The organism is Neobacillus sp. KR4-4 (assembly GCF_042136325.1).
In the GTDB taxonomy this organism is placed as follows: Bacteria; Bacillota; Bacilli; order Bacillales; family Cytobacillaceae; genus Neobacillus.
In genome coordinates this window covers 1-24123 of sequence record NZ_JBHHJU010000029.1, presented here as the reverse complement: position 1 = coordinate 24123, position 24123 = coordinate 1, and the positions used below count along the sequence as shown (strand labels likewise).

24 protein-coding genes and 1 rRNA gene are annotated in these 24123 nt (G+C 41.2%); 17 read left to right on the top strand and 8 right to left on the bottom strand.

All coding sequences use genetic code 11. The features are described from left to right. Positions 1 to 290 precede the first annotated feature (290 nt). The 11 genes from ACE198_RS22820 (at position 291) to ACE198_RS22770 (ending at position 11744) form a co-directional block, all read left to right on the top strand. A complete protein-coding gene (locus ACE198_RS22820) occupies positions 291 to 1130 on the top strand; it encodes an energy-coupling factor ABC transporter ATP-binding protein (protein WP_375377176.1) in 840 nt (279 codons plus the stop codon). Further along, on the top strand, positions 1106 to 1975 hold the full coding sequence (locus tag ACE198_RS22815; protein WP_375377175.1) for an energy-coupling factor ABC transporter ATP-binding protein: 870 nt from the start codon (positions 1106 to 1108) through the stop codon (positions 1973 to 1975). The genes ACE198_RS22820 and ACE198_RS22815 overlap by 25 nt, the downstream gene beginning before the upstream one ends. Further along, positions 1972 to 2769: an energy-coupling factor transporter transmembrane component T family protein gene (locus ACE198_RS22810; RefSeq protein WP_251462613.1), complete on the top strand. Its 798-nt coding sequence runs from the start codon at positions 1972 to 1974 to the stop codon at positions 2767 to 2769. The genes ACE198_RS22815 and ACE198_RS22810 overlap by 4 nt, the downstream gene beginning before the upstream one ends. Before the next feature lie 12 nt (positions 2770 to 2781). Further along, the gene (truA, locus tag ACE198_RS22805; RefSeq protein ID WP_375377174.1) at positions 2782 to 3522 is read left to right on the top strand and encodes a tRNA pseudouridine(38-40) synthase TruA; all 741 of its coding nucleotides are present in this window, start codon (positions 2782 to 2784) and stop codon (positions 3520 to 3522) included. A 255-nt stretch (positions 3523 to 3777) separates the two neighbouring features. After that, complete coding sequence (gene rplM, locus ACE198_RS22800; protein ID WP_098573631.1) at positions 3778 to 4215, top strand: 50S ribosomal protein L13; 438 nt, start codon at positions 3778 to 3780, stop codon at positions 4213 to 4215. 20 nt (positions 4216 to 4235) lie between these two features. Beyond that, positions 4236 to 4628: a 30S ribosomal protein S9 gene (gene rpsI / locus ACE198_RS22795; protein ID WP_026565721.1), complete on the top strand. Its 393-nt coding sequence runs from the start codon at positions 4236 to 4238 to the stop codon at positions 4626 to 4628. 196 nt (positions 4629 to 4824) lie between these two features. Next, positions 4825 to 6096, top strand: a complete 1272-nt coding sequence (locus tag ACE198_RS22790; RefSeq protein ID WP_098573628.1) for a cation:dicarboxylate symporter family transporter — start codon at positions 4825 to 4827, stop codon at positions 6094 to 6096. A 20-nt stretch (positions 6097 to 6116) separates the two neighbouring features. Further along, positions 6117 to 7553 carry an aspartate ammonia-lyase gene (aspA, locus tag ACE198_RS22785; protein WP_375377173.1) on the top strand — a complete coding sequence of 479 codons (1437 nt, stop codon included), beginning with the start codon at positions 6117 to 6119 and terminating at the stop codon, positions 7551 to 7553. A gap of 129 nt (positions 7554 to 7682) precedes the next feature. Then, on the top strand, positions 7683 to 9377 hold the full coding sequence (locus ACE198_RS22780; RefSeq protein ID WP_375377172.1) for an NAD-dependent malic enzyme: 1695 nt from the start codon (positions 7683 to 7685) through the stop codon (positions 9375 to 9377). 131 nt (positions 9378 to 9508) lie between these two features. Beyond that, a complete protein-coding gene (locus ACE198_RS22775) occupies positions 9509 to 10807 on the top strand; it encodes an ATP-binding protein (protein WP_375377189.1) in 1299 nt (432 codons plus the stop codon). Positions 10808 to 10811: 4 nt separating this feature from the next. Continuing rightward, entirely contained in the window at positions 10812 to 11744 is a 933-nt protein-coding gene (locus ACE198_RS22770; protein WP_375377171.1) for a response regulator, read from the top strand. Positions 11745 to 11847: 103 nt separating this feature from the next. Here ACE198_RS22770 and ACE198_RS22765 read toward each other — a convergent pair whose 3' ends face one another. From ACE198_RS22765 to ACE198_RS22740, 6 genes are all read right to left on the bottom strand, one after another. After that, a complete protein-coding gene (locus ACE198_RS22765; RefSeq protein ID WP_375377170.1) occupies positions 11848 to 12945 on the bottom strand; it encodes a CotH kinase family protein in 1098 nt (365 codons plus the stop codon). A gap of 129 nt (positions 12946 to 13074) precedes the next feature. Beyond that, on the bottom strand, positions 13075 to 13716 hold the full coding sequence (locus tag ACE198_RS22760; RefSeq protein ID WP_375377169.1) for a response regulator: 642 nt from the start codon (positions 13714 to 13716) through the stop codon (positions 13075 to 13077). A gap of 14 nt (positions 13717 to 13730) precedes the next feature. After that, complete coding sequence (locus ACE198_RS22755) at positions 13731 to 14843, bottom strand: GAF domain-containing sensor histidine kinase (protein ID WP_375377168.1); 1113 nt, start codon at positions 14841 to 14843, stop codon at positions 13731 to 13733. 175 nt (positions 14844 to 15018) lie between these two features. Then, positions 15019 to 16047, bottom strand: a complete 1029-nt coding sequence (locus tag ACE198_RS22750) for an S-adenosylmethionine:tRNA ribosyltransferase-isomerase (protein WP_375377167.1) — start codon at positions 16045 to 16047, stop codon at positions 15019 to 15021. Further along, positions 16047 to 16763, bottom strand: coding sequence for an SDR family NAD(P)-dependent oxidoreductase (locus tag ACE198_RS22745; protein WP_375377166.1), 717 nt, complete (start codon positions 16761 to 16763; stop codon positions 16047 to 16049). The genes ACE198_RS22750 and ACE198_RS22745 overlap by 1 nt, the downstream gene beginning before the upstream one ends. A 655-nt stretch (positions 16764 to 17418) precedes the next feature. Further along, positions 17419 to 18348 carry a nuclease-related domain-containing protein gene (locus ACE198_RS22740; RefSeq protein ID WP_375377165.1) on the bottom strand — a complete coding sequence of 310 codons (930 nt, stop codon included), beginning with the start codon at positions 18346 to 18348 and terminating at the stop codon, positions 17419 to 17421. A 156-nt stretch (positions 18349 to 18504) separates the two neighbouring features. On the opposite strand from ACE198_RS22740, the gene ACE198_RS22735 reads away from it, so the two are divergent. The 3 genes from ACE198_RS22735 (at position 18505) to ACE198_RS22725 (ending at position 21089) form a co-directional block, all read left to right on the top strand. Continuing rightward, positions 18505 to 18948 carry a YbaK family protein gene (locus tag ACE198_RS22735; protein ID WP_375377164.1) on the top strand — a complete coding sequence of 148 codons (444 nt, stop codon included), beginning with the start codon at positions 18505 to 18507 and terminating at the stop codon, positions 18946 to 18948. Positions 18949 to 19032: 84 nt separating this feature from the next. Beyond that, the gene (cwlD, locus tag ACE198_RS22730; RefSeq protein WP_375377163.1) at positions 19033 to 19758 is read left to right on the top strand and encodes an N-acetylmuramoyl-L-alanine amidase CwlD; all 726 of its coding nucleotides are present in this window, start codon (positions 19033 to 19035) and stop codon (positions 19756 to 19758) included. Between the two features lie 275 nt (positions 19759 to 20033). Beyond that, positions 20034 to 21089 carry an Mrp/NBP35 family ATP-binding protein gene (locus tag ACE198_RS22725; RefSeq protein ID WP_375377162.1) on the top strand — a complete coding sequence of 352 codons (1056 nt, stop codon included), beginning with the start codon at positions 20034 to 20036 and terminating at the stop codon, positions 21087 to 21089. Between the two features lie 82 nt (positions 21090 to 21171). Here the strand turns inward: ACE198_RS22725 and gerD are convergent, their stop codons facing one another. Further along, on the bottom strand, positions 21172 to 21780 hold the full coding sequence (gerD, locus tag ACE198_RS22720; protein ID WP_098573596.1) for a spore germination lipoprotein GerD: 609 nt from the start codon (positions 21778 to 21780) through the stop codon (positions 21172 to 21174). A gap of 151 nt (positions 21781 to 21931) precedes the next feature. Here gerD and ACE198_RS22715 point away from each other — a divergent pair, with 151 nt between their 5' ends. Next, on the top strand, positions 21932 to 22612 hold the full coding sequence (locus ACE198_RS22715; RefSeq protein WP_375377161.1) for a KinB-signaling pathway activation protein: 681 nt from the start codon (positions 21932 to 21934) through the stop codon (positions 22610 to 22612). Between the two features lie 23 nt (positions 22613 to 22635). On the opposite strand, the gene pdaB is transcribed toward ACE198_RS22715, so the two are convergent. Then, entirely contained in the window at positions 22636 to 23385 is a 750-nt protein-coding gene (gene pdaB, locus ACE198_RS22710; protein WP_098573590.1) for a polysaccharide deacetylase family sporulation protein PdaB, read from the bottom strand. A gap of 137 nt (positions 23386 to 23522) precedes the next feature. On the opposite strand from pdaB, the gene ACE198_RS22705 reads away from it, so the two are divergent. Together ACE198_RS22705 and ACE198_RS22700 are read left to right on the top strand one after the other, a co-directional pair. After that, positions 23523 to 23753, top strand: coding sequence for a hypothetical protein (locus tag ACE198_RS22705; RefSeq protein ID WP_026565703.1), 231 nt, complete (start codon positions 23523 to 23525; stop codon positions 23751 to 23753). Between the two features lie 259 nt (positions 23754 to 24012). Continuing rightward, positions 24013 to 24123: ribosomal RNA gene (locus ACE198_RS22700) — 16S ribosomal RNA — on the top strand; the annotation flags it as partial.

Genomic DNA, 24123 nt, shown 5'->3' with positions numbered 1-24123 from the left:
ACCCAAGCCCAAAAGAGTGTTATGATGAGCGTAACTCCAATAGTTGGAGAACTAAAAAGTTTAATTGTCCACTTTTTGTGGACAGTTTTAAATAAGCTTTTTTCTGCCGCATCTATGGATGTGTGATTTGAATTACGACTCGTCTAGCTCATGCACCTCCTCCCATTTCTTTGATGAAATTCCTTTTTTTGCAGTTAAGACGTAACTGCATAGGGACGAGGTGCAGGCTTTTTTTTATATGTAAAAACATTTGAGCAGAGAATAGTCTAGCTGAGAGGAGGCATATCCTGATGAAAAATCCAATTGTTACTCTTGATGGAATTTCTTTTCAATACGATACACAAGAACGCTATGCTCTGAATAATGTCTCTTTTGATATATATGAGGGGGAATGGCTGGCGATCGTCGGTCATAATGGTTCTGGGAAGTCGACAATGGCCAAACTACTAAATGGGCTTCAATTTCCTCAAACAGGTGAACTACAGGTTTGTGGTATTAAACTTGATGAAGAATCAATATGGGATATCCGAAAAAAAATTGGGATGGTTTTTCAAAATCCTGATAACCAATTTGTCGGTACAACTGTACAGGATGATGTGGCTTTTGGTTTAGAAAATAATGGCATTCCTAGAGAGGAAATGGTCAAAAGAGTCGAGGATTCGTTAAAGAGGGTCAAGATGGATAAGTTTCTACATCAAGAGCCCCACCATCTATCTGGAGGCCAAAAGCAGCGTGTGGCAATAGCAGGTGTTCTTGCGCTAAGGCCGTCAATTATCATATTAGATGAGGCAACATCAATGCTTGATCCCAAAGGCCGGGAAGAGGTATTGGAGACGGTTCGATTATTAAAAGAAGAGAAATCTTTAACCGTTATATCTATTACTCATGACTTAGATGAAGCAGCCAAAGCGGATCGGATTATTGTGATGAACAAAGGAGAAGTTTTTCGTGAAGGGACACCTGAAGAAATTTTCTCCATGGATGAACAATTAGTTCAATTAGGTTTGGATATTCCTTTTTCAGTAAAAATGGCGAAATCATTTCGGGACAAGGGTGTTCAACTATCCAGACATTATTTATCGGAAGAAGAGTTGGTGACAGAGCTATGGACATCTCGCTCAAACATGTAGATTATCGATATCAAGCAAATACTCCTTTTGAACGATTGGCCATTGCGGACGTTTCGATTGATATTCCGACAGGGGTGTATATGGCTATAATTGGCCATACCGGCTCAGGAAAGTCTACCGTTCTCCAACATTTAAACGCACTTTTGCAGCCAACAAAAGGATCAGTTTCCATTGGTGATCAAGAAATTAAGGCTGGACTGAAAAATAAAAATTTGAAGAAGATCCGTCAAAAAGTTGGGATTGTTTTTCAATTCCCTGAACATCAATTGTTTGAAGAAACCGTTGAAAAGGATATTATGTTCGGGCCCATGAATTTTGGCGTTTCTGAGAGTGATGCAAAGGAACGGGCACGGATTGCCTTACATCAAGTGGGCTTAGGCGAAGAAATCCTTCAAAAATCCCCATTTGATCTCTCTGGGGGCCAAATGCGCCGCGTGGCCATTGCAGGTGTCCTCGCTATGGAACCTGATGTTATTGTCCTGGACGAGCCTACTGCAGGGCTAGACCCTAGAGGCCGTAAAGAGGTCATGGATATGTTTTACGATCTTCATAAAGAAAGAAAGCTTTCTACCATACTTGTCACACATAGTATGGAGGATGCTGCAAGATATGCAGACCAAATTGTCATAATGCAGCAAGGGAAGGTTGTTCAAAGAGGGACACCGGAAGAGATTTTCTCAGCACCGGGTGAACTTGTTGAAATGGGACTGGATGTACCCGAAGTGGTTCGTTTTCAACTGAAACTTGAGGACAAATTAGGGATTAAATTAGAGAAAATGTTCCTAACCATTGATGAACTGTCTGCTGCTGTCACTAAGGTGTTAAGTAGAGGTGTTCGCTTATGATGGATAAAATGATTTTTGGGCGCTATGTTCCGGCCGATTCGGTTCTTCATAAGATGGACCCTCGCTCTAAAATATTGATTATCTTTCTTTTTGTCTGTATTATTTTTCTGGCAAATAATGTGGTAACCTATGCACTTATTGGTATTTATACTTTTTTTATGCTTGGATTGTCGCGAGTCCCCGTGCGCTTTTTGTATGGCGGCTTGAAGCCGGTTATTTGGCTTGTCCTTTTTACATTTATTCTACAGTTGTTTTTTACTAAAGAAGGTGCCCTTTTATATGAACTAGGGCCAGTTAAGATTTATGAGGAAGGGTTAAGACAAGGGATTTTTATTTCGCTACGATTCTTCTTCCTAATTCTAATGACGTCTTTGTTGACACTGACAACCACTCCGATTGAAATTACGGATGGTTTGGAAACACTTTTACATCCTTTAAATAAGGTTCGTTTTCCTGTCCATGAGATGGCGTTAATGATGTCCATTTCATTGCGGTTTATTCCCACGCTTATGCAGGAAACGGATAAAATTATGAAGGCGCAAATCGCCAGAGGCGTAGAGTTTGCGAGCGGACCGTTTAAGGAACGCATTAAAGCCGTCATTCCACTGCTAATCCCATTGTTTGTTAGTTCATTTAAACGGGCAGAAGAATTAGCCGTAGCGATGGAAGCAAGGGGTTATCGAGGCGGAGAAGGCAGAACAAAGTATCGGGAGTTATCTTGGAAAAAAGCTGATTCCTTTCAGATGGTTCTTTTAGTTCTTGTAACGATCTTATTATTCTTATTACGTTCATAATGGAGCGAAGCTATGCCAAGGTATAAATGTATCATTTCTTATGATGGTTCTGGATTTTCAGGTTATCAGGTTCAGCCTAATAAGCGGACCGTTCAATCTGTTTTAGAAGCTGTATTAACAAAAATGCATAAGGGTGAACCGGTGAAGGTATTCGCTTCTGGACGAACGGATGCCGGCGTACATGCAAAAGGACAAGTCATTCATTTTGATTCGCCGCTCCATATTCCGGAAGAAAAGTGGGGAAGAGCGTTGAATTCAATGCTTCCAGGCGATATTTCTGTCCTTTCTGCTGTGACGGTCGATGATTCGTTTCATGCCCGCTTTGATGCTAAAGGGAAGGAATACCGCTATAAGCTCCATTTATCTTCAAATAGGGATCCTTTTTTGCGGAAATTTGCTTACCAATATCCATATCGTCTCGATTTGAATGCAATGGAACAGGCAAGTAATTTTATCCTAGGTACACATGACTTTTCTAGCTTCTGTGCTGCGAAGACAGAAGTGGAAGACAAAGTGCGAACGATTAAAGCGATTGATTTTTCACGCGAGAATGAGATGTTAACCATCCGTTTTGTTGGAAATGGCTTTTTATATAATATGGTCCGTATTTTAGTAGGAACATTATTAGAAGTTGGATCTGGTGATCGAAGCCCAGAAGAGATCCCGAATATATTGGCTCAGAAAGATCGGACTTTGTCTGGAAAAACAGCCCCTGGCCACGGTTTATACCTTTGGGAAGTATATTATGAGTAAATAATTTTTAATACAACACAACCTGGTGTAACATTTTCTTGACATATAGCCCTGAAGTATTTATTATATTATATGTGCGTGTTTTTAATCCCACGATAAAGCCCCGGAAAGTCTTCATCGTGATTGAAAATATATGAATACAAACTTAACCGCACAAGGGTAGTAGATGTTCATTCCCGGAACAGAATTGAACACTAATTGCTTTAAAAGTGCGAAGACAATAATCTTTTTGGATTTAAATTAGGAGGGAAACTCATGCGTACAACGTTTATGGCAAATGCCAACACTATCGAGCGTAAATGGTACGTAATTGATGCTGAGGGCAAAACTCTTGGACGTCTTGCTTCTGAAGTAGCATCAATTTTACGTGGTAAAAACAAACCAACTTTTACACCACATGTTGACACTGGTGATAATGTAATCATTCTTAACGCTTCTAAAGTAGAACTTACTGGTAAGAAATTAACTGACAAAATTTACTACCGTCACACAAATCACCCAGGTGGTTTAAAACAAAGAACTGCTCTAGAAATGCGTACTAACTATGCTGAGAAAATGATCGAGCTTGCTGTTAAAGGTATGCTTCCAAAGAATTCTCTTGGCCGTCAAATCATCAAAAAATTACACGTATATGCTGGCAGCGAACATCCGCACCAAGCACAACAACCTGAAGTTTACGAACTTCGCGGTTAATAAAGAGGGAGGGAATTAACTTGGCACAAGTTCAATATATCGGTACAGGTCGCCGTAAGAGTTCTGTCGCACGTGTGCGTTTAGTACCAGGCACAGGTAAAATTATTGTTAATGGTCGTGAAATCGAAGATTATATCCCATTTGAAGCATTACGTGTTGTTGTAAGACAACCATTAGTAGCTACTGAAACTGTTGGAAGCTACGATGTTCTTGTAAACGTAAGCGGTGGTGGATACACTGGTCAAGCTGGAGCAATCCGTCATGGTGTTGCTCGTGCATTATTACAAGCTGACCCTGAATTCCGCCCAACATTAAAACGCGCTGGATTATTAACTCGTGATCCACGTATGAAAGAACGTAAGAAATACGGTCTTAAAGGTGCTCGTCGTGCGCCTCAGTTCTCAAAACGTTAATTTTTACGTTTCAAAGGCTCTCAACCCGAATTGGTTGAGGGTCTTTTTTTTGTATAGGAAATCATGGATTCTCGCAGCAGTTTGTTCTTTTAAATTTTTTTTTTAATCGTTTTGTAGATTTTTGTAGGGTTTTGTTGTTTTACTTTTAAAATTATTTAAGTATTCAAAATTGGAAGCGTTAACAAGGGGGATGGACATGAAAAAATTTGGATTAGCTGCTCAAATTTTTATTGCACTTATTTTAGGTATAGTGGTTGGGGCTGCTACTTATGGGAACAACACAGCAATTGCCTACATTGCGCCAATCGGTGATATTTTCATTCATTTAATTAAAATGATCGTTATGCCGATTGTAATAGCCGCACTTGTTGTTGCGGTGGCGGGTGTAGGTGATATAAAAAAATTAGGTAAGCTTGGCGGCAAGACGATACTTTATTTTGAAATCATTACAACGATTGCGCTGGGGATTGGATTGCTGGCTGCAAATGTGTTCCATCCAGGTTCTGGTGTAGATATGAGCCATCTGGCAAAAGGAGATATCTCAGCATACGAACAAACAGCAAGCGCTACACAAAACAAAGGCTTTGCGGAAACAATCGTTCACATCGTTCCAAAAAATGTGTTTGAATCAATGGCGCAAGGGGATCTATTACCGATTATTTTCTTCAGTGTTCTATTCGGCCTAGGGGTCGCGGCAATCGGGGACAAAGGAAAGCCGGTACTTCATTTCTTTGAAGGTGTATTAGAAGCAATGTTTTGGGTAACAAATCAAGTAATGAAGGCTGCTCCATTTGGAGTATTCGCTCTTATTGCAGTGACGGTGGCCCATTTCGGAGTGAGCACATTGCTTCCGCTTGGAAAACTTGTATTGGCTGTGTATGTAACTGTATTGTTTTTCGCTATTGTGATTTTAGGTATAAACGCGAAAATGACAGGAACAAATATTTTTACACTTATTAAGATTTTAAAGGAAGAACTTATCATTTCTTTTACAACAGCGAGTTCTGAGGCAGTTCTCCCGAACATCATGAAAAAGATGGAGCAATTCGGTTGTCCGAAGGCGATTGTTTCTTTCGTCATTCCGACAGGATACACATTCAATCTGACAGGATCAGCAATTTATCAGGCCCTTGCTTCGCTGTTTGTTGCGCAAATGTATAACGTACACATGTCATTGATGGAGCAAATCACATTGTTATTTGTACTTATGATGACTTCAAAAGGTATGGCAGGCGTCCCAGGTGCATCGTTTGTCGTTGTACTGGCGACTCTCGGATCTATGGGATTACCGTTAGAGGGAATTGCTTTGATTGCTGGAATCGATCGTATTTTAGATATGATTCGCTCAGCTGTAAACGTTTTAGGAAACTCATTGGCTGCCATCTCAATGGCGAAATGGGAGGGCGAATTTGATAAAGAAAAAGCTCAGGACTATTTGGATTCTGTTAAAGAAACAAAGGCTGCATAAAGGGATAGGAGGAGAATGTAATGACAGTAACTGAAATAAAAGGAAATGTTCGGATTGAAAAGGATTTTTTAGGGGAAAAAGAGGTGCCTGTAAATGCCTATTACGGCATCCAAACATTGCGCGCTGTCGAGAACTTCCCTATTACAGGATATACAATTCATGAAGAACTAATTAAAGCTTTGGCCGTTGTCAAGAAAGCGGCGGCTCTTGCCAATATGGAAACAAAGCGCCTGTATGAAGGGGTGGGCAAAGCCATAATAGAGGCCGCTCAAGAAATCATCGACGGCAAGTGGCACGAGCATTTCATTGTCGACCCGATTCAAGGCGGCGCAGGTACATCAATGAACATGAATGCGAATGAGGTCATTGCCAATCGTGCGCTTGAATTAATCGGAAAAGAAAGAGGAGATTATTTTCATATTAGTCCGAACAGCCATGTGAATATGGCTCAGTCTACGAATGATGCTTTTCCGACCGCGATTCACATCGCAACATTGAATATGTTAGAAAAATTATTAGACACAATGGAATCTATGCATGGCGTATTCGAGCAAAAAGCAAAGGAATTTGACCGGGTCATCAAAATGGGCCGTACTCATCTGCAGGATGCTGTACCGATTCGATTAGGTCAAGAGTTTGAAGCATACTCCCGCGTAATTGCCCGCGATATCAAGCGCATCAAACAATCACGCCAGCATTTATATGAGGTGAACATGGGCGCGACGGCGGTGGGAACGGGCTTGAACGCAGACCCTCGCTATATTGAGCGTGTAGTGGAGCATCTTGCCGATATTAGCGGCTTATCGCTCGTGGGAGCTGAGCACCTTGTGGATGCAACCCAAAACACAGATGTTTACACCGAAGTATCGGCAGCACTTAAAGTATGCATGATGAACATGTCCAAAATTGCCAATGATTTGAGATTGATGGCCTCCGGTCCCCGCACGGGATTAGGCGAGATAACATTGCCTTCCCGTCAGCCTGGTTCTTCCATTATGCCGGGGAAAGTCAACCCTGTAATGGCTGAGGTCATTAATCAAGTGGCGTTTCAAGTTATTGGAAACGACCATACGATTTGTCTTGCATCTGAGGCAGGGCAGCTGGAACTGAATGTTATGGAGCCTGTTCTCGTATTTAATTTACTTCAATCCATCAGTATTATGAATAATGCATTTCGTGCATTTACAGACTATTGTTTAAAGGGAATTGAAGCAAATGAAGAAAGAATGAAGGAATATGTAGAAAAGAGTGCCGGGATTATTACGGCGGTAAATCCGCATATCGGCTATGAGGTTGCTGCACGTATTGCGAGGGAAGCTATTTTAACCGGTCAGCCGATTCGCGAATTATGTTTGAAATATGACGTATTATCAAACGAAGAGCTTGATCTAATTTTGGACCCTTATGAAATGACTCACCCTGGTATCGCAGGTGCAGTTCTTTTAAATAGACAGTAAACTTGTACATGTCAAGCAAAGGAGGGCGGAGCAGCCCTTTTTTGTTTGACATAAAGGATAGAACTTCGAGGATGCCTTATTTTTATTGAGAATCAACAGCAGAGGTTGATTGGAAAAGGAAGGGAATATATGTATAAATTCAAGGTTGGTCCGAATGGGGATGTGGAAACTGCCTTACGAGGTGCGGAATTAATGGCTATACCGTTGTTGAATAAGGGGGTTGCCTTCACGGAGGAGGAGAGACAGGAGCTGAATTTAACAGGATTATTGCCGCCGGCAGTACTAACGCTTGATGAGCAGGCACGCCGCGCTTATGAACAATTCTGCTCGCAGCCGAACGATTTGCATAAAAATGTTGCGTTATCGGCACTGCATGACCGAAACGAGGTATTGTTTTACCGGGTGCTGACGGACCATTTACCAGAAATGCTTCCAATCATATATACACCGACAGTCGGGTTAGCAATCCAGCGTTACAGCATTGAATACCGCCGGCCGCGCGGGGTGTATTTATCTATTAATGATGCAAGCGGCATTGAACAAGCATTTGAAAACTTCGGGGCGAGTGCGGAAGATATCGATTTAATCGTTATTACCGATGGGGAAGGCATTTTAGGGATCGGTGACTGGGGTGTTGGCGGTATTAATATCGCGATTGGTAAATTAGCTGTTTATACAGCCGCAGCAGGAATCGATCCCGCACGTGTCATGCCTGTAATCTTAGATGTGGGCACTGATCGTGAAGAGCTTCTGAACAACCCGTTCTACATCGGTAATTGCCATCCCCGTGTTCGGTATGGGCGGTATGATGAATTCATTGAGCAGTTTGTAAGTACGGTGGCGAGAATGTTTCCTAATGCTTTGCTCCATTGGGAGGATTTCAGTTCCCAAAATGCGCGAAGCATTTTAGAAAAGTATCAAGATAAAGTGTGTACATTCAATGATGATATACAAGGAACAGGGGCTGTATCGCTTGCTGCTGTGCTGGCGGCAGTGCGCGCTTCCGGTATTCCGCTCAGTGAGCATCGTGTTGTCGTATTTGGGGCGGGTACAGCCGGTATTGGAATTGCTGATCAGGTGCGCGATGCCATGGTACGCGAGGGGCTTTCATGGGAATCGGCGAACCAAAGATTTTGGTGCATTGACCGGAATGGTTTACTGGCAGATGATATGGACGTATTGTACGACTTCCAGCGCCCATATGCGCGTCCTGCTGAAGAAAAAAATGCAGGATCAGGCTTAGCTGAAGTCGTTCGACAAGTACATCCAACTATTTTGATCGGAACTTCAACGGTTGCGGGGGCATTCACTGAGGATATTGTGAAAGACATGGCAGCGTACGTTGAAAGACCGGTAATTTTACCTATGTCCAATCCGACTCCGCTTGCGGAAGCAAAGCCTGCTGATCTAATCCATTGGACAGAGGGAAGAGCACTCGTAGCAACAGGAAGTCCGTTTTCTCCTGTTACATATAACGGAACAGTATATGAAATCGGACAATCCAATAACGCTCTTATTTTCCCGGGGCTTGGACTTGGAACAAACGTCTCCCGTGCCAGTATCATCACTGACGGCATGTTTGCTGCAGCAGCAGAAGCTGTGGCGGGAATGATCGATGTAAGCAATCCAGGTGCGCCTTTACTTCCGCAGATTGAGAATCTTCGTGCCATTTCAGAAATTGTCGCGATAGAAGTGGCAAAGGCGGCTGTTGCCGATGGTGTGGCACGAATAAAACATGACGATATTAAGCAAGCAGTTCGAAATGCAATGTGGGAACCGGTGTATCGGCCTATAAAAGCGGCGAAAGAAACAGTTATGGTATAATGGGCGAAAATACAGCTTGTTTTGATAAACAAGCTGTATTTTCTTATATAACTAGTAGTGTATGGGGGTCAATTGTGTTTATAACTACAAGGCGGCGGTTTGTTAGTAGCAAAAATCAGGAAGTGGCGGATTTGAGAACGGATCAACTGCAAAGCAAAGATACCTGGATCGTTATTGCTCTTATGGTTATAGTACCAATCGCGGGTGAATTGAACTTTCATCCATTCGATAATGTATTTCGTGTCAGTTTCGGAACACCTATTTTCTTCTTTTCTTTATTGTTCTTTCGTAAAATTTCACCTGTAGTCATGGGGCTGCTAGTAGGAACGTCAGTATCGGCGTTCCGGGTTTTATTGGATTGGATGGCGTCGGCAGACTTTAGCCTGGCAGTATCTCTTACCGAACGTTATCCGACGTTTTTCTACTATTTTACATATGCCTTCCTGTTTTATTTGATGAGGGTGAATCGTTTTCAACATCCTTTGCTGATTGGATGTTTCGGTATTACAATTGAAATCACATCCAGTCTTATTGAACTAATGCTTTTTCATCTTTTTGTATTGGGAACGGCTGTGACGATAGGGGCATTGAATAAAATCATTATTATCGCAGTGTTTCGAAGCTTTTTTGTTTTGGCCTTCATCAATATGATGAAACTGTACGAACTACGACTGAAAGAATCGCAAACTCGGAGGGAGAATGAGAATATGCTCATGCACCTTTCCAATTTGTATGTAGAGTCTGTTTATTTGAAAAAGACACTGCAAAATGCAGAAACCATCACAAAAGAATCCTACAATCTATATCGAAACATGATTGATTTTAAACAAGACCAAGGACTTCCCATTGAAAATTGGGGGAAAAAAGCTTTACGGATAGCCGGAGAGGTGCATGAAATAAAAAAGGATAACCAAAGAATCTTTGCGGGACTTTCAAAGCTCATATCAAGCGAAAGTCTGCCGGAATATATGAATGTACATGAATTAGCGTACATAATAGTTCGAATCAATCAGAAATATGCAGAGCTGTTAGGGAAGAAAATCAAATTTATTTCGCAGATTAGGGGAGAGCATCCAAATTATCACATTTACCTTATGCTGTCTTTTATCAACAATTTAGTCGCGAACGCAGTAGAAGCGATTGAAAATACAGGCACAATCACCATTTCAATAGATAAAGAGGATAATTGGCTCGAGTGTAAAGTGATTGACGACGGTCCGGGCGTTCCTTCTAAATATAAACATCTCATTTTTAAACCGGGGTTTACTTCTAGATATGGAGAAGATGGAACACCGTCCACGGGAATCGGTCTATCTTTTGTAAAAGAAATGTCAGAGGAATTGGGAGGAGAGGTAACACTCCAAACGAGTGGGAAAGGATGCATTTTCATTATCCGGCTGCCGATCCTCTGTCTTGCCGAGAAAGGGTGAGTTTATGTTTTTTTATATTACGGATGATGATGAAGTCTTTCGATCTATGCTGTCACAAATTATAGAGGATGAAGAATTGGGTGACGTTGTAGGAGAAGCGGATGATGGTTCATTACTAGATGCACATACGCTGGCAATGAAGCATGTCGATATTTTATTCATTGATTTACTGATGCCGATCCGGGACGGAATTGAAACCATTCGTGGCATTGCGCAGTCATTTAAAGGGAAAATCATTATGATTTCCCAAGTAGAGTCTAAAGAACTGATCGGGGAGGCTTATTCACTTGGAATCGAATATTACATCACGAAGCCGCTGAACAGAAATGAAGTATTATCGGTTGTACAGAAGGTCATGGAACGCATTCGTTTGGAGCAGTCTATACAAGACATTCAAAAATCACTCAGCAATGTATTTGATTGGAATTCCGCCAAGGAACAAAAGTCTGCCTCCGAGGAAAAGAAAATTACAGATTGGGGGCAAGTTCTTTTATCCGAACTCGGCATAGCCGGTGAAAATGGAAGCAAGGACTTGCTGGAAATCATCGATTATTTATACCATTATGAGAAAAAACTAGCATTTGAGACGGGATTTCCTATTTTAAAGGATATCTTCACCCATATCAGCTTAAAAAAATTAGGAACGGTCGCTTCGCAAGATGAGGTTGACAGGGAGAGAAAAGCGTCCGAACAGCGTGTTCGCCGAGCAATTTACCAATCATTGAACCATTTGGCCTCGCTTGGCCTCGCTGATTTTGCGAATCAGAAATTTGAGAATTACGCGTCGAAGTTTTTTGATTTTACAACAGTGCGTCAACGAATGACGGAATTGAAACAAGCATCTTTAATTTCATCAACGCATACGCGGATTAATGCCAAGAAGTTTATTCAGATGTTGTATTTTGAAGCAAAACAGCTGGTAGATGAGGGGTATTAGAATGTAAATAGGAGCCTGGGATAGCAGCGTGGTTCCAACTATTATTGGTACTTTCAAAGGCCCCCAACCATATTGGTTGGGGGTCCTTTTTTTCCTAACTTTGCTAGGAGTCTAAATACTTGAGTCTTTTTTTCAAATAGGCAGATCTGTCACGAATGAATTGAAAAATCACTTCCGGTTCCCCATCAAATAATTCGATATCCTTCTTTTTAAACGGATCTTGCAGGATATGCGGCCGTAAAGCTTGATGCATGGATGTAACTTTATTTTCTAAATAAGGAACTGTGAACTGAGTTTCTAAGATTTCTTCTAATATGTTTCTGTAAAGCGTGCGAAACTCAGGTACTTGCAGGAGAAGAAATGAAAGATGGTTGGTATTTCTACCTCCAATAGGAACATAATTGTACTTCATAATACCCCCGCTAATTTTCCGTCCCCAGGTGCCATCATAATCCCAGGGAATGAATTCAAACAACCCTGTTTGGCTGTTACGATAAAGGGCGTAGTTATGGGTGAATCCATCATTATTCATGGTGCAAACCGCGCATGCCAGCCACTGTGCGTATTTATTTATGTCAATGAGTTTGAAAATGATCCGGGGGAAGTCGGAGAGTGGGATACTATTGACTTTTTCTACTAGTTCGATGAGGTATTTATAATCGGATTCATTCCCAAATGCTTTTTGGTAGCCTGAAGTAAGAGACTTCTTCTGTTTGCCCTTTTTGTACAGTGAAAAGTTGGCGCCATTACCTACAGCATATAAAATCGGCCCTAAAGGGAGTCCTCTTCTTCTCAAGAACATTTCATCCACGGATTCTAATTGTAGATACACCCCTTTTAAAGAGCCATTTCTTATTAAATTAACATGCTTACTTTCGGGCGATAAGACACCAATGTCTTGAAAAAAGTCGAGAGAAAGTTTGTTGCGGAGGAGTGAGGGATCTCTGTATTCTGCATTGAGGTGAATGACATGTGCATCCGAAACGGTTTTTGGTTCCATGAACTTGATCATATATGATTTTTTACGGAATTCCCGGGTATAGGAACCTCGGTAGCAAATATCAACATTATAGCGGGTATCACCCACCTGTAAACAAGCAGGAACAGGGTCATCGCTCCAAATATCATTTCTAAGATCTTTTAGATCCGCTTTTTTTATTTCTAAAAAATATGATGGAATTTGGTAGGGTATTTGTTCCATAAAAAAACACATCCTTAATAAGCTTAATTCATCCTATTAAAGGCGTGTATAAAATGCTCAAGATATTGCTCAATTCCTTGCAATTTAATTTTCAAACAAAGCAGATGTGAGTTTTTCCCCGCATCCGCCTTAGTTGACTAGTTGGTTTTTAACTGCATACAGGGCGGCCTGTGTCCGGTCCGCCAGTTCAAGCTTTGCTAAAAGGTTCGATACATGAGTTTTAACCGTCTTTTCCGTAATAAATAATGCGGCAGCAATTTCCTTATTGCTTTTTCCTTTCGCGATTTCTTTTAACACTTCTAACTCCCGCTTGGTTAATTCCTCTAGTAAATTCTTTTCCTGCTTGCTTTTATTGGACAAATTGGCGAGTAAATGTGAGGTAGCTTTTGGGTGAAGCTGATTTTCCCCGCTGATGATTTTTTTAATCGATGTGACCAGCTCATCAGGCTGAATGTCCTTTAATTGGAACCCGGAAGCACCAGCTTCGAGCGCGGGAATGACCTGATCTTGGTCAGAAAAACTCGTCAGCATCATAATTTTAATTTCGGGCTGTTTTTCTTTTATGATCTTTGTTGCCTGGATTCCGTCCATTTCCGGCATGACGAGGTCCATTAAAATAATATCTGGCTTTAACAAATGGGCCTGTTGAACGGCTTCTTTGCCATTGGCGGCTTCCCCGATAATTTCAAGGCCCTTTTGTGTTCGGAGAAAAAAGACCAGGCCTCTTCTAACGACATGATGGTCATCAGCAATTAGGATGCGTATACACATGTGAATTCTCCTCTCTAAAAAGGTATGCGGACTTCTATCGCTGTCCCGCTACCTGGTCTACTCTTTATGAAAAATTGTCCGTTAAGCGATTCTGTCCGTGTTCTTATGTTTTTTAACCCTAATGAGAGAATTTCAACATTTTCTCCGTAATGGAAGCCGCATCCTTGATCCTTAATGGTCATCACAACGAGGTCCTTGGAGGCATGAAACATCAAGTTGGCCTCAGTGGTCTGGGAATGCTTCTTACAATTGGCTAACGCCTCTTGACCGATGCGCCACAATGCTTCCTCGACCTTTCCAGGAATGCTCGCTGCTCCTGTAATCTCGGTATCGATGGATAGGCCAAGCATTTCAGCATAACTTCTTAAGGCACTAACGATGCCATTTTCTAGACCAAGCGGGCGCAGCTGCCAAATCAATGCTCGCATCTCTCCAAGCGCTTCCTGAGCTAAGTCCTTAATATAGACGAATGTATGTTTCACATCTTCTTGTTCAGTCATTTCCACTCCTGCCCTTGCTGTTAAGCTGAGGGAAAATAACAGTTGATTAACGGAATCATGAAGATCTCTTGCCAGCCGATTGCGTTCCGCAACAAGTGCGGTTTCTTGTTCCCTCTGGGTAAGTTTTATGCGTTTTAGCGCCGTGCCGATTTGATAGGCAACAGCTTCAAGTAATGCAAGTTCATTTTTGTTGAAATGTGTCTTATAAGGCGATCCAACATTTAAGATTCCAAATCGTTCATCTCCAGCCCCTAGCGGAACGGTGGCATGATGGGTCAGTCCGCAAGTTTCACCAGCATGTTCTTCAATCGCTTCCTCAATTCGTTTACATTCCATAATATTCGTAGCTTTAGTTAATTTTTTATTATTGTATTTATTGACGCACCAACACCCGCCCTGGCACATTCGTTCCTTTTGGTTAGCTGCCAAAGCAGGGGGCAGAGATTCGTCGGCTGCGAGGTGATGAGTCCCTTGCTCATCCATTAAAAATATCCATCCAGTCTGTAGACCAGTTACTTGGAGAAGTCTTTTCAATACGCCGGACAGCACATTGTTTGTATCCGTTCCTTCATTCAATAACTCAGCGATTTCTTTTAAAATCCCAATATTATTATTCTTCTCAGACATTCTATTCTCCTCCACTGTCTGCATTTACTGTAATTATAACTTAATGGATGAAAGGTTGACGTTAAAAACTTGACTTTGAACGTCATGGAGCAGGCTTAGCTTGTAAGCAATCAACTCCTTGAGATTATCAACTTTAAAACCATAATGATGGAAACACACGTTTGGTAACCTTGGATTATAAGATTAAATTCATATCGCCAAACTCATGCCATAAATAACCTGCGACGATGGCATGATTGTATGCTTGCAGCAAATGATGCTCTGATACAAAGGCGGACAGCATATCAAGGTGGCTCGCTTGGGGTTCATGAAAACCAGTAATGATTCCATCGGCTATTTTTAAAGGATATTGCTGATCGATATAGAGATTGGTTGTGCCCGATAGGACCCCGCTTCTGGCTGCACTTTCAAGAGCACGAACCACGGTGGTGCCAACCGCAATGACTCGTTTGCCAGCGGCTTTTGTCTGGCGAATCCGATCCATGGTTTGTTCAGAGATTTGGTACTCTTCGATATTTTCTTCAGGTGACTGTTGATAGGTATCGTCGATTAAATAACTTAGTCCTGTATGCAGTTGGATAAAGTCGAAATGGATGTTCAATCGCTTTAATTTGAAAATTAGCTCCCAGCTAAACGCTCTGCCTGCTGAGGGCATTTCCACAGAACCGGGATGACTGGCAAAAATGGTTTGATAGTAATCAAGATCCCATGGCTTCTCGATATATTCATAACGAATCGGCTCTCCAAGGGCATAAATATTATTAAATAATTCCGTACCTTGTTTTGTAAATTCAATGATTTTTAATGGAGAATTACCTTTGTCTGCAATTACGATTGCAGACAATTCTGTTGAAAACTCGAGTATGTCACCTGGCTTTACGTGAGCGGTAACGATTAATGCCTCCCATAGAGCTTCCTGGCATCGTCTGGCCAGACGCACTTCAACATGGGGTATGATGGGTTCTGTGTCTCGAATACAATTGGCGTGTAAAACCGCGGGGATAGTTCGGCTGTTATTGGCAATAAGCAGGTCGCCGGGCTCGAGATAATCTGCAAGCTGGAAAAAATGATCATGCTTGATGTCTCCTGTTGCCCGGTCGAGAACCATCATCCGGACATGATCCCTTCGCACACCGCGCTTTTCAGGGGGGAGGGACGCATTTAATTCATTAGGCAGGTAAAAATCTAATGCTCTTGTTGCCATCACAATTCCTCCTCTGCTTGAGCCTCAAAGCGCTGGCCATTTATTGCGGCTGCCTTATCTGATGCTAGATAAAGAAAGATTTCGATGACATCTTCTGGCTTAGCTAATGGGTAATTGCAATTTGGGACTGCTAATTGATGCATATCTGTGTCCATTTCACCGGGATCGACCATGTTTACCCGAATATTCGTCTCCTTTAATTCGTCTGCCCAAGTCTGGGTGAGTCCTTCCACGGCGAACTTAGAAATTCCGTATGCACCCCATCCTGCATAACCCGTATGGCCAGCTTCCGATGTTACATTGATGATTGAACCTTCGTTCCGCTCGAGCATCCCTGGAATAACCCTTCTTGTCACAAGAAAGGGCGAAACTGCATTTACTCGCAGTACTTCCGCAAAGTCTTCCTCTGGGTAATCGAGCAGTAGAGGCATTGGACTGGGGCCAAGGATCGAGGCATTATTAATTAAGACATCAATGTGGCCAAATGCCTCCTCAGTCATCGCAATGAATCGTTCTACATCGCGTGATTTGGAAATATCCGCGGTAACTGCGAGAACCTCCGCACCTAAATTTTGAACTTCTTCTTTCACTTTTAAGAGTTTTTCTGATGTCCTTGAGCAGATGGCCAGTTTAGCTCCTTCCTTTGCAAAAGCCAGTGTCAACGCTCTGCCCAGCCCCTTAGACGCGCCAGTAATCATCACAACTTTATTATTCATATCGTCTCTCCCCTTTGTTTCTTGATGTCTTAAGCATAAAGGTTTTTGTAAAATCATCCTTCGGAAAAAAGCTTGAAGTTTATCTACAACTTTAGGATGAGAAAAGGGGATGAATGAAGGAGAAGATTTAAAAAGGGTCTCTGCGGTAAATGAGGGGGGCCTGATTGACCGAAAGAAGGAAAAAAGGGTCTCTGTGGTAAATGAAGGGGGTCTCGATTGACCGAGAGAAGGAAAAAAGGATCTCTGTGGTAAATGAAGGGGGTCTCCATTGACCGAAAGAAGGAAAAAAGGGCCTCTGCGGTAAATGAAGGGGGTCTCCATTGACCGAAAGAAGGAAAAAAGGGCCTCTTCGGTAAATGAGGGAGGTCCCGATTTACCGGTAGAAGGAAAAAAGGGCCTCTGCGGTAAATGAAGGGGGTCTCGATTGACCGAAAGAAGGAAAAAAGGGCCTCTGCGGTAAATGAAGGGGGTCTCAATTTACCGGTAGAAAGAAAAAAGGGTCTCTGCGGAAAATGAAGCAGGTCGCCATTTACCGAGAAAAGGAAAAAGGAACCTAAAAGAACTTCATCCCCAATCCCGATAATACAAAGCACTTCCACAAGAAATAAAAGGGCTTCGCATTAACCGAACTGCATATGTATTTATTCAATTAAGTTCATTCAAAATACCTATATTTCCGTTGCCCAATTGAGTTAAAGTTCTGGATAAGTACTCTTCGTATGGTCTTCTTAGACCCAACCCCACACCACTCAAAAACCAGATTCGTTGTAATTTTAATACCAGGAAAAAGCAACACTAATTCCTCCACACACCGTAATACAGCAGAATCGATTGTTTCTATGTGCCCGCATTTACTACAGACAATCATCTTCCCTAAATCAGGAAGGATCAACAAGTGGCATTTTCCACAAATAACCCCCTTTTTTAGGTGATCAAAGTTATAAGCGGGATAACGGGTAAAAGGATTGTCCGTTTGGTGCAATGAGATTAGTTGATCAGCAAGTATTTTGTGGCGGTTCGTTAGTTTTGAAGGAATCTCGTTTAATTTTTTCATCAGACTGTTTAGCTGAGTGGGGTGAATAATTGGCTCTTTTAATGGGGCTTGGTATAAGGTGAAATTGTGGTGTACAAAGGTTACGTCGCCTTCAATAGGCAAGTGAAAGCCAAGATCTTTAAGTAATGGACGGAGGAGCAACTTACTTCGTTCTAATTGATGTAAAGGATTACTAATTTCATCCTTGGATGATTTGGGGTAGAAATTTCCCGATTCAAACCGATAATCCCCCTCATAGTTTTTTATTTCATATGGATAAATCGTATGTTGAGAAATAATAAGTGTATCAATTTGAAAAAAAGATTTATTCTGTTCAAGACTTAAATCATTTAAAATGTATAAATCATTTTTTAACTCCGAAGTTAACTGGTCAAAGAACACTTCCCCCTGGTATCCCTTTTCAAGGTAAGCAAGACGCTGCTTGTCCTTGAAAGGCAACTCCATTCGTACATTCAATGAACTCAGAACTCGTAATTCCTTTGACCTCTCGCGAGACTTATAATGCGGCATGTGCCACTTTCTCTCCATCATTTTTGGGAACCACCTCTTATTTTACAAAGAACCACATACTAATGGTTTGAATTCTTTGTTAACAATTTAGAGAACCGCCCGATAAAAATTGGCAACTTAATTCTTTGCATTTCTTCTGAACCCCAGATAAAGAATAGTTCTAAGAGGTGAAAAGAAGTGACAGTCATTACGACCTTTAAGGAAAAAAAACGGGAAAAACAAATAAAATATGAACGATCAGTCCTTCGGGAATTATCGATCAATACATTAAAAGAACGAGTCCAACAATACTTTGGCTCCACCAAAATTGTTTCCAGCCTCATCATGAATACAGGAATTGAAGAAGCATGTTATGATATCGCACTTGAAGCTTTTTTATTGGGGGCAAAATATAGCAAGTTTGGTTATCATGGTGAAACCTTAGATGATGTTCGAAAACGCTGCTACCGAGAAGAAAAACATCTTATTGATACGTTATATAACTTTTTCCTTTATTGGGGGAGCGGTGAAGAAGGCGCCATGAGTGAATCACTTTACTATCTATGTGAGCAGTATATCCATATCTGGTGGAGAGAGGGCTATGAAAAAGGGCAAAGACGCCACAAGCTCCGTCTGCACTAAGGTCTGGCATTTCTTCCTGTTCTAATTCCCCCCTTTGTCCCATATAGTTTAGAGAATAGGGACGAGCGGGAAGGAATGATTGGGGTGTCAAAACGAAGACTGAAAATTATTAGTTTTATTGTAGGCTTATCTGTCTTATTTTTCGTTTTACAATATGACTTTGCTGAAGATGACTCATTGAATGCTTGGAATCTTCCGTTGTCAGGAAAAATCATTTTGCTTGACCCGGGCCACGGCGGACCAGATGGCGGCGCAGGAACGGGTCAAACCTTAGAAAAAGACATTGCCTTAGAGATTACCAAAAAAGTTCGGGATTACTTGCAAATGCAAGGTGCCCTTGTCATTATGACCCGAGAAACAGATACCGATTTAGCAGCATCTGATACAAGGGGCTACAGTCGAAGAAAAGTGGAGGATTTAAAAGCTAGACTCAAGATGATAAACGACAGTGATAATGACTTTTTTGTCAGTATTCATTTAAATGCCATTCCATCTTCCAGATGGAGCGGAGCCCAAACCTTCTATGCACCACAATATAAAGAAAATGCAGAGGCGGCCAAGTTTATCCAAGACGAGCTGCGGACAAATTTAAAGAACACCACACGTAGAGCGAAACCTATTAATAATGTCTATATCTTAAAAAACGCGAAGAAACCTGGCGTTTTAGTGGAAGTTGGCTTTTTGTCCAACCCTGAAGAAAAGGAAAAGTTAAAAAAGGATTCCTACCAGGAGAAAGTTGCCGTTTCCATCTATCAAGGTATCACTCGATATTATACGAATGAAAAAGAACTCGTCGAGCCAGAGTATTGAAGGTGGGAAAACACCTTCTATTTTTTTGAATGTCTAGCTCCAGCCCCCTAGCGGCTAGTGTCCTTCGCTCTCCGCCCTACGATAAGTCAAGCACGAATGCGCCTCCGGCTCTTCGTGTTTCCTTTATCTCGGTTGGAGCGCTCCAGGCCATACGCCGCTGACCAGGGGGCTTACGCTTTTCTAATTAAAAATACCTGTGATTCATTTAACTGTTTCTTAACTCGGATATGATATACTGAGAGATGGAAACGAATTCAAAATGTGAGGTGCTTTTTATGTTAACAGAGGAAAGAATCTATGAGGTTCTAGGCAGCCTGAAGGAACCATTTTTACATAAAACATTAGCTGAATTAAATGCTATTGTGGAAATAAAGATCAAAGAAGAAAAGAACCATGTAAGCGTAAAAGTGGCAATCGCAAAAACTGGTACAGCGGAGCAGCTCCAATTACAAACACAAATTGTTAATTTGTTAAAAGAAGCTGGGGCGGCAACGGTGGGAATCCGCTTTAGCGAACTACCTGAAGAAATATTAGCAGCAAATCGCCATGCGGAACCAGAAAATAATGAGACAAATTTGCTTCATTCAAATAAAACCACTTTCATTGCCATTGCCAGTGGAAAGGGCGGCGTTGGTAAATCAACGGTGTCGGTGAACCTTGCTGTCGCGCTGGCGCGTCTAGGCAAAAAGGTTGGATTAATTGACGCCGATATTTATGGCTTTAGTGTACCTGATATGATGGGAATTACCCAGAGACCTGTAGTTAGGGGAGAAAAGATCATCCCTGTCGAACGTTTCGGCGTCCAAGTTATCTCCATGGGCTTTTTTGTGGAAGACAATTCACCAATTATTTGGCGTGGACCCATGTTAGGAAAAATGTTAAACAGCTTCTTTAGTGAAGTAGAGTGGGGCGATATCGATTATCTATTATTAGACTTGCCGCCAGGTACTGGGGACGTGGCTTTAGATGTTCATACCATGCTGCCGGCATGTAAAGAAATTATCGTTACTACTCCACATCCAACTGCTGCGTTTGTTGCAGCGCGTGCGGGTGCGATGGCACTGAAAACCGACCATGAAGTTCTTGGTGTCATTGAGAACATGGCCTACTTTGAAAGTAAGCTGACTGGTGAAAAGGAATATGTATTTGGACAAGGCGGGGGAGATAAATTAGCGGAGGAATTGAATACCGAAGTTCTTGGCCGTTTGCCGCTTAACCAGCCTGATTGGAACGAGGAAGACTTTGCACCATCAATTTATCAAGAAGACCATCAGACTGGAAAAATTTATTTAGAAATCGCTGAAAAAGTAACTGCCTTACTTAAAAAATAAAAAGATGCAAAAAGAGAAGCCCTTTCCTCCTGGAAAAGGCTTCTCTTCATTAGATAGTATGGGTCAAGATAAAAAATTTACCTCAGCTTCCTGTATCGGTCTTACTGCCGCTGTCGGAACTTTGGCTTTTACCAGCGGATTTACTAGCCGCTTCTTCTGCTGCCTTTAAGAGCAATTCTTGTATTTTTGCTTTAAACAAGGGGCTATCTAGTGTTTCTGTTATGACTTTTTGTAGATGTGCTCGGTACTCTTTGCTTTTTAATGCATCTGCCATCTCTTTTTGGATTTCCGGCTCTTTAAAAACCTCAATCATCATTCCTCTATATTCGGGGTCATTCATTAATTCCTTCAGTAATTTTTTGTTTTCAGACTTCAAGTTTTTTGAAACGCTTTGTGCGAATTTAGGATCACTAAACGTTTTTTTCCAATAATCTTTTGCCTTATCCGATGTGAGAGTTTGCTGGATCGTATCAGAGACAACTTTTTGATCCATTACCAGCTTTTCCTTCATGCCATCACTGGACATGACTTCTTGGAGTGCTTTTTTCCCATCATCCGTTTTAAGAATATCAACAACCATCTTTTTCGTTTGTTCGTAATCAACTTGTCCTCCGCCGCTGGATTCATTGGCTGAACAGCTTGTCAAGAACACCAAGATGGGCAGGAGGCACAATATGCTTTTTGCTTTCATTAAGTAAGCCCCTTTCACATAAAAATCCTTAAGTTTAGCATGTTGTAACTTGTGAAAGATTATTCGTACAGAATCATAAATTATGGATTTTTCAAATTTGACTTGGTACAATCATAATGTTGATTATTTTTGTATTCTGGAGGTTTATAGTGTGACAAGCCGTAATTGGGTAAAATTATTTTTAAACACATTATTAGTGGGCGGTATCACAACGGCTATTGTGGGCTTTATTGTTCGCTGGAATGAGTTTGAGCCCTATTTTACTGAATTTAAACTCATTGATATTTTGTCGACCTTGATTTGGTTAATTGTCATGGGCTTTTTGTTTAGTGTTATTAGCCAAATGGGCTTTTTTGCATATTTAACGGTTCACCGTTTTGGTTTAGGGATCTTTAAATCTGTTTCCTTGTGGAATGCTGTACAAATTGTTCTTATTCTATTTGGTTTATTTGATTTAGTTTATCTGCGGTACGACAATTTTGCTGACCCGGGTGATTCTGTTCTCCCATACTTTGGTCCCGCTATCATCCTGTTAATAGTTGCGTTAGCGGCAGCATGGTATAAAGTAAAACAGACCAATCGGGATGCGTTTATTCCTGCCGTATTTTTTATGATTGTGGTTACTTTAGTTGAGTGGGTACCAGTCCTTCGCGTAAATGAACATAGCTGGCTTTACCTCATGATGTTTGCATTAATGGCGTGTAATGCTTATCAACTTTTGATTTTGCATAAATTAAACATTCAATCACAGCAGGAAAGACAAAAGAGGGCGAACCAAGCCCAAAGTAACAAACCCGTAACTAAGAAAAAGACAAAAAAACCGTCCATTTAAAAAGTTGGACGGTTTTTTTGTGTTTATCTTATTTCTTTTGAACTGGCCTCACCGTTAGCTATCAATTCTGATACGGAAACAAGTTTAAATCCTTTTTGGCGAATTTCCTTTAAAATCAATGGCAATGCTTTGGCTGTTTGCTTTGCTGAATCGGAAGCGTGAAGCAAAACGATATCGCCTTTGTCTGCTTTACCAACGTTCTTGACAATGGCTGGAATCCCTGGATTATTCCAGTCCTTTGAATCGACACTCCAATGGACTACTGTATATCCATATCTTTTGGCAATTTTTAAAGTCCGCTCATCGAAGTGACCGGTTGGAGCTCGGAGTAACTTAATATCCTTCACATTTAGTTTTCTGAAGGCTTCTTGTGCTTTTGAGATATCTTGGCCGATTTTTACATCTTCTAAGTCCCGATAGTCTTTGTATTCGTATCCAAGTATACCGATTTCATAACCATCCTTTATGATTCGATTAACAATATCTGGGTGTCGCTCGGCCCATGAACCAGCTAAGAAGAAAGTAGCTGCTTTTACATTTTCCCTCTTTAAGGTATCTAAAATAGGCTCTGCCTTTTCATCACCCCAACCGATATTAAAAGTAAGAGCAAGACCCTTTTCCCCTCTGTAAATTGCTTTCGGACCATCCTTTGTTGAAAAGACAGGAATTTGTGTAAGGTTCTCTATGTAGAGAAACCATGCCGTAAAAAATGCTGCAATTAAAATAAGTGAAATGTTCTTCAAAGACTTCCCGTTAACTACAAAAAATTTCATCGTCCCCACCTCGTCCAATACTGTCCTTGTCTCAACCTATGCGGACTTTTTTTAAAATATGAATAGAAAATCTTATAATAAAATCTCAAAAATTGGAAAAGACTACAATTACTAGATATTACGCTGGAGGTTATTCAATGTTTGGACTTCTAATAAATGATAAGGAAGTAAAAGAAATGGAATACCTTATTAAAAGAGAAATGGATGAAATTCTTTTTGATTTAAGAGATGATCGTATAGATCACATAGTAAAGAGAGCGATGGAAGAAAGATATAAAGTATTATTTACCCTTTTTCGAAGAGTAGCTTCTCCACATGATTGTCTAAAGTATATGAGGAGAGGAAAGAAGGATAGGAAAAAGGGATAAAAAAAGATTCTTTTTTATGCAAGAACCGTTGACAATAAATAAGTATCTTGGTATATTAATAAACGTCGCTGCTGACATAAATAAAACTTCAAAAAAGTTGTTGACATTATGTTTTGCAGGTGATATATTAATAAAGTCGCTTTTGGGCGATACAACAAATTGCTCTTTGAAAACTAAACAAACAAAATCGTGCAAACAAACAATAACTTTTAGTTTCAGAAATGAAACTAAGCCAACGTAACTAATGAGCTAATCAACTTTCTTGGAGAGTTTGATCCTGGCTCAGGACGAACGCTGGCGGCGTGCCTAATACATGCAAGTCGAGCGAGACTCTTCGGAGTCTAGCGGCGGACGGGTGAGTAACACGTGG